Raw genomic sequence first — 6,105 nt, 5'->3', positions numbered from 1 at the left:
AGAGCAGGTAGTTCAGCGAGGCGATCGGCTGCCGCCAGGGGATGGCCCGGGTCACCTTCAGCCACTTGTCCACGTTTGTGGACGCCGGGCCAGGTCGGCTGCCGGATCAGCGGCGGCCGAAGACCTTGCGGCTGGAGCCGAGGCGCAGCAGCACCGTCTCGCCGGTGGCGTCCTTGACCCCGTCGTTGTCGGTGATCGCGTACACCTCGCCGTTGCCGGCCACTGTCAGACCCTCCAGCTTCTCCTGCGTCCATCCGTTTGTGGCGCGCAGCGCGGGCAGCACGTCGACGGCGAGCGTCTTCGGCAGCACTGTCAGCGGCCCGGTGGCCGCCGCACCGGGCAGTGGCACCGTGTAGATCCGCTTCACAGCGGCGGCCGGGCCGTTCAGCTTGTCCCGTTCGATGACCGCGAGCCGGTCGCCGACGACGGTGATCTCGGAGAGGCCCATCCAGTCGCCAGCCACTGTGGTGGTCCCCAACTGGTAGCCGAACCAACTCCAGGTGCCCGCCGCGACGTCGTAGCGGCCGAGCCGGACGATGCCGACCGGGTCGGTGCTCAACTCCCGCTGCACGGCCACCCAGACGATCTCCCGGCCCTGCCGGTCGCTGGTAGCGGTGACGCCCTCCAGGCCCTGCTTGCCGAGGCCGGCGGCGACCTCGGCGGGCAGTGCGACGGTCTGCCGGGTCACCCCGGCGGCGTCGAGCCGGACCAGCTTGTTCTCCGCGCCCTTGGCACCCTCCACGGCGAGCCAGAAGCCGCCCTGCGGGCGGGCGAAGATGCCCTCCGCGTCGTATCCGACCGGAGCGCCGGCCGCGTCCCGCACCGGCAGTGCGCCGGTGATCACGGCCGGCGTCCGCTTCGCGTCGATGTTGAGGATCCGGGTCTGGCCGTACGCCGCGTCGGTGACGCTGTAGAGCTGGTCCCGCTTGCCCGGTGCGGCGCTCAGCGCGCCGAGTGCTCCCCAACCGGTCGGGGTGCCGGCCCGGTCGGTGCCGGAGACGATGCTCGGGAACGCCGGGGTGGTCCTGCCGAGTTGGAAGAGCGACACCGAGGCCCGGACGTTGACGGCGGCGTCGTCCTCCTCGCTGGAGACCGCGAGCAGCCCGCGCGACGGGATGGGCAGCAGCCCTTCCGGCCCGTTGGTGGTCGGCAGCACCTGCCGGAAGACCGGCCGGGTGGGGTCGTCCAGGTCGTAGACGGCGACGAAGTTGCTCCGCTCCGAGCCGACGAACGCGTACCGGACGCCGTCGTACTCGGCGACGGCCACGCCCTCCGGCTCGGTGCCCTTCTTGCCGGCCCGGTCCTCGTTGTGCAGCCCGTATGTGACGGCGAGCCGCTCGAAGGTGTTGCCGGCGTCCCAGGCGACGCGTCCGCTGCGGCTGTCGAAGACCGACCAGCCACGGGTGCCGCCGTGCCAGTCGCCCTCGTTGGCAGTGGCGAGATAGCGGTCGTCGACCCAGGCCACCGCGTCCGGCTCGCGCGGCACGTCGGTGATGCCGCCGGTCAGGTCGATGACACCGTCCTTCTTGGTGTCGATGCCGCTGATGGTGGCGGTGCCGGCGCTGAACACAGTGGTGAGCCGGCCGGTGGGTAGGTCGATCAGGGCGACGCCGTTGTTCTCCTGGAGCGTCACTGCCAACTGGTTGCGGCTGTTGATCGAGACGTACTCCGGCTCGGGGTCGGTCGGCGCGGCGAGACCCGCCTGCACCAGCGCGGGCAGCGCACTGCCGTCGGCAGCGGTCAGCGCGACCGGCCGCAGCCGCCAACCGGCCGGAGACTTCCCGGCCAGGTCGACGATCTGCACGAACCCGGCGGGCGCCTGGGGCAGGTCGCCCTCCTCACCGCCGGGTGGGGTGGCCTCCTCGTCGCGCTCGTTCTCGATGGCGATCGCGGCGTACCGCTTGTCAGTGCTGATCGCTATCGAGTCGGGCTGACCGCCGAGATCGAAGCTGGCCACCCGCTCGCGACTGGCCAGCTCGATCACGTCGAGGCGGCCGGATGGCGCTGTGTAGCTGGCGCTGGTGTTCACCACCACCAGCACGTACCTGCCGACCACGGCGACCGAGGTCGGCTCGTCCTCGGCGTTGCCGAGCTGGGACAGGGAGAGCGTGCCGAGGCCGCGGGGCCGGTCGGCACGGGAGATGTCCAGGAAGCCGATGCGTCGGGCCAGCGCGTCGGTGTGGATCAGGGTGCGGCCGTCCTCGCTGACCGCCGAGATCTCGGCGACCGTCGCTGTCGTCGGATCCTCGCCGGCCGGACGGTTCTGGAACACCGGGTACGTGGCGACCCGGTCGAAGGCGAGCGACAGGCCTGGGTGGTGGTGCCCGCCGGCCGAGGCGGGGGTGGCCCCGGTCAGGCTGGCGGCGGCGACACCGGCTGCGGTGAGCGCGGTGAATGCTCTTCTGAGTGTCAAGGACTTCCTCCGTTAGGTCGTACCCGCACGGAGGCTGACAGTTGTCGGGGAGCGTCAGCTTGCGCCAACATGAACAGTCGGCGAAGCACTGCGCAGCCGCCACCAGGCTCCCACGACCAGGGTGACCGTGATGACGGTGACGGCGACGTCGCCGGCCAGGGCCGCGGCCGGGCTCGCCGGAGAGTACGGCGGCACCAGGTACGCGAACGCCGCGGCGACGACCAGGCCCGCGGTGCCGGCAACGAGCACGTGCCGCTGCCCCCAACCGTTGTGGGACGACCAGTAGGCGATCAGCCCTCCGGCAATGGCGGAGAGCGACAAAGCGATGATCATCCCCGGCCAGCCGGGCGTCAGGTCGGAGCCGAGGCGGACGAGGACGACCGGCAGAGCGACCCAGAGGGGGTTCGGCACCCGACGGGCCCGGCGCGGGTGGGCGCGGCGCCAACGAGGGAGCAGGGCCGTCGCGACGAGGGCGAGGACCAGCAACGCCGCGACGGTGAGCTGGAGTGGGCTGGCCAGGAAGCCCTTGTCACCGTTGATGTCGGAGAAGATGAACAGGCTGCCGAGCAGGTAGATCAGACCGACGACAAGGAGACCGGGCCGGCCCAGCCACGGCCGGTGACGGCGGTCCGGCCCGAGGAACGACTCGATGAGCACGATCGGCGCGCAGATCGTCAGCACGATGTGGTTGCCCACGTAGTCGAAGGCCTGTCGGAGGCTGAGATCGAGCCCCGGCACCAGCGTCGCCTCGGCGGCGGCCCGGGTGTCGGCGTACTGGGTGTCGTCGAGGAAGTCGGGGTTGAACAGTGACTGGTCGACCAGCCCGGCCTGGAGTACGCCGAACGCGGCGGCGAGCAGCACGATGGTCGGCCAGCCCGCGCCGAGGTGCCGGGCGGTCTCCCGGATGAGGAGCGCCGCGCCGCCGTACATCGGGCCCAGGAAGATCAACACCGGCAGGAAGTCGTCGATGGCGAAGCCACCCCACGAGCACTCGGCCGCCCACGGTGCGAGCAGCAGCAACGCGATCACCGGCAGGAGCCGCCGACGCAAAGGCAGACGGTCGGCGGCGGGGTGGTCGGCGCTGACGGGGTCGGGTCCGGTCGGCATGGCGCTCCTTGGCGGCGTCTCGGGGATCGTTTCCTGCACCCTGCGCGGGTCACCTGGTCACCCGATACGGCCATCGGCCGAGGACCGGTGCGACCAAAGTCGTTGAGTACTGTGGTGCCGACGTCGACCCGGGGAGCGTGGAGATGCAGCCAACCGTCACTGCCGACCTGGCGGCCCGGCCCGTCGAGGCCGAGCGTCCGCTGCTCAGCTACCGCGACGAGGCGACCGGCGAGCGCGTCGACCTGACGGCGCAGCAGGTCGGTCAGTGGGCGGCACGCAGCGCGAGCCTGCTGCGGGACGGCTGCCGACTCGGCCCCGGCAGCCGCGTAGCGGTCCTGCTGCCGCCGCACTGGCGTACCGCAGCGGTGTTGTTGGGCGCTTGGGCCTCGGGCCTGGCGGTGTCGTTCCGACCGCGCGCCACAGCGGGCCTGGCGGTGCTCGAACCGGGCGGCGACCGGCCGTTCGACGCGGTCTTCGTGACGCCGGAGCGGCAGGACGACTGGCTGGAGGACGTGCCGGACGCGCCGCACCGCTACCTCGTCGGCACCGGCCCGGGGCGGCTGGACGACGTGCCGTTGGGCTGGTTGGACTGGTCCGCCGAGGTGCTGCGGCACGGTGACGGCGCGCCCGACCACACCGCCATCCACCCGTCGGATCCGGCCACCGCGGACGGCACCACCTACGGTCAGTGGGGCGCGCTCGCCCAGGAGTTCGCCACGATGCTGGACCTGCGCGCTGGCGACCGCCTCCTGGTCGACGCCGCCGAGACCGAGCAGCCGCTGAAGTGGTTGCTCGCGCCGCTCTCGGCCGGCGCGTCAGTGGTGATCAGCGCCAACCTCGACACGGCGCGGCGGGACGCAGTGGTCGCCGCCGAACAGGTGACCCGGGTCCTCTAAAGAGTGGAGTACTGGTACTGCGGGTAGTACCATTACTGGGTGCCCTCGATAGCCAGGCTTGTCGAAGCGATGCGGCAGCGTCAGCAGAACATCGCCTACAACGATCTTTATCGGGTGTGCGAGCACTACTTCGGGAAGCCGCGGCAGACGGGCACCTCGCATGCCGTGTTCCGGATGCCGTGGGCCGGTGAACCACGCGTCAACATTTAGGACGACAAGGGCAAGGCCAAGGCGTACCAGGTCCGGCAGGTTCTCAAGGCGATCGACAAGAAGGAGGCCATGTGATGCAACCCGACGCCCGTCCCGAGATCACGCACTACACCTACCGTGTCACCTGGTCGGTCGATGACCAGGAGTTTGTCGCCACCTGCGCCGAATTTCCGTCGCTCTCCTGGCTGGCCCCCGCGCAGGTGGAGGCGCTGCAGGGCCTTCAAGGTCTGTTGCAGGAGGTGATCGCCGACATGCAGGAGCAGGGCGAGGCGGTGCCGCAGCCGTTCGCGGAGCGAAGCTACTCGGGCAAGTTCAACCTCCGTGTCGGAGAGAGCCTGCATCGCGAGCTCGCCATCGAGGCCGCCGAGGACGGGATGAGTCTCAACCAGTACGTCCTTCGTAAGCTCCGCGCCGCCTGAGCGGTCGGACAGCGCATGTCCTGCCCGCGCCTCGAAGGACGCTGTTGATCAAGCGGTCAGGTGCGCCTTACGCCGGCTCGGGCCCGCTCTGGGTTCCAGGCGGTGCGCGTCTCGTCACTCGTCAGGTGGAGGCCATCCGTTCCGCCCGCTCTCACATTTTTCCTGCTCCTACGCTTCGCCGAAGGCACGCGCGCGGTCAGTGCGCCGGCCACTGTGCACGTCGGCGGAGGAGGCATGGTGTCGAGGCGTACCCGTCGGACTCTGGTTTCGGCGGTGGCCGGCGCTCTGTTCGCCCTCGGGGTGGTCGCGCCCGGTCCGGCGGCGGCGCCGCTGCCCCGCGCGGCGCAGGCCGACGGTCCCACGGTCCCCGATTCGCGGGAGCCGCGCCCACCGCTGCTCCCCGCCGACTTCCAGGGCACCGGCCGGTACATCGTGCGGGACCTCGGCATCGACGTGCCGTTCTCCTGGCAGGGCCGCGACGGCAACAGCCAGATGACCGCCGGTGGCCCGGACCATCCGATCTGGTTCACGAACCTGATCTACGAGAACACGCTCTACACGCTCACCTACAGGTGGCCGAACATCCCGCTGTTTCCGCCCCGCGCGTGCAGCAAAGTCCCGGGGTTCTTCAACCGCCAGATTTTCAACGACAAGCTGAAGACCGCCCGCTATGTGGGGCCCGAGATTCTGCAGGGTGAGAAGGGCCGGCACGTGGACCACTGGCGGGTCGGGGTGGTCGGCGGTTCCACGGTGCCGGGGGAGTTCTTCCGGTTCCCGATCTCGCTCGGCGACATCTACGTCGACCAGCACGACCCGAGCCGGTGGTGGCAGGTGTTGCAGTTCGGCCTGCAGAACCTCTTCGACCCGGAGCTGGACGAATGGTTCACCATGGACACCTTCGACCACCGCCCCGGCGAGGTAACCCTCCCCGACCGCTGTCCACCCCCCACGTCGTGACCCATCGACTCCGTTGATCAAGAGGTTTGCGTCATCATCAGGCCGATCGATGAACCGTTGGCGGCGGCGTGCACGGCCTGGCTGAGCAGGTCAGGGCCGGCCT

Annotated in this window: 6 protein-coding genes; 4 read left to right on the top strand and 2 right to left on the bottom strand. The window is 70.4% G+C overall.

Annotated elements, in window-relative coordinates:
- Positions 1 to 106: 106 nt before the first annotated feature.
- Positions 107 to 2,413 carry an esterase-like activity of phytase family protein gene (locus AB0C20_RS34670; protein WP_357569595.1) on the bottom strand — a complete coding sequence of 769 codons (2,307 nt, stop codon included), beginning with the start codon at positions 2,411 to 2,413 and terminating at the stop codon, positions 107 to 109.
- Positions 2,414 to 2,467: 54 nt separating this feature from the next.
- A complete protein-coding gene (locus AB0C20_RS34665) occupies positions 2,468 to 3,520 on the bottom strand; it encodes a hypothetical protein (RefSeq protein WP_357189000.1) in 1,053 nt (350 codons plus the stop codon).
- A 143-nt stretch (positions 3,521 to 3,663) separates the two neighbouring features.
- Between AB0C20_RS34665 and AB0C20_RS34660 the strand changes: the two genes are divergently transcribed.
- The 4 genes from AB0C20_RS34660 (at position 3,664) to AB0C20_RS34645 (ending at position 6,002) form a co-directional block, all read left to right on the top strand.
- Positions 3,664 to 4,416 (top strand): TIGR03089 family protein, encoded by a 753-nt coding sequence (locus tag AB0C20_RS34660; RefSeq protein ID WP_357189002.1) that lies wholly within the window; start codon positions 3,664 to 3,666, stop codon positions 4,414 to 4,416.
- Positions 4,417 to 4,455: 39 nt separating this feature from the next.
- The gene (locus AB0C20_RS34655) at positions 4,456 to 4,626 is read left to right on the top strand and encodes a hypothetical protein (protein ID WP_357569594.1); all 171 of its coding nucleotides are present in this window, start codon (positions 4,456 to 4,458) and stop codon (positions 4,624 to 4,626) included.
- A 74-nt stretch (positions 4,627 to 4,700) separates the two neighbouring features.
- Positions 4,701 to 5,045 (top strand): toxin-antitoxin system HicB family antitoxin, encoded by a 345-nt coding sequence (locus AB0C20_RS34650; RefSeq protein WP_357569593.1) that lies wholly within the window; start codon positions 4,701 to 4,703, stop codon positions 5,043 to 5,045.
- Positions 5,046 to 5,282: 237 nt separating this feature from the next.
- The gene (locus AB0C20_RS34645; protein WP_357189010.1) at positions 5,283 to 6,002 is read left to right on the top strand and encodes a hypothetical protein; all 720 of its coding nucleotides are present in this window, start codon (positions 5,283 to 5,285) and stop codon (positions 6,000 to 6,002) included.
- Positions 6,003 to 6,105: the final 103 nt, after the last annotated feature.

Source organism: Micromonospora sp. NPDC048843, assembly GCF_040649965.1.
Classification (GTDB): domain Bacteria; phylum Actinomycetota; class Actinomycetes; order Mycobacteriales; family Micromonosporaceae; genus Micromonospora; species Micromonospora hortensis.
Note: the sequence above shows the minus strand (reverse complement) of the source record. Positions and strands in the feature narration are given on the sequence as shown.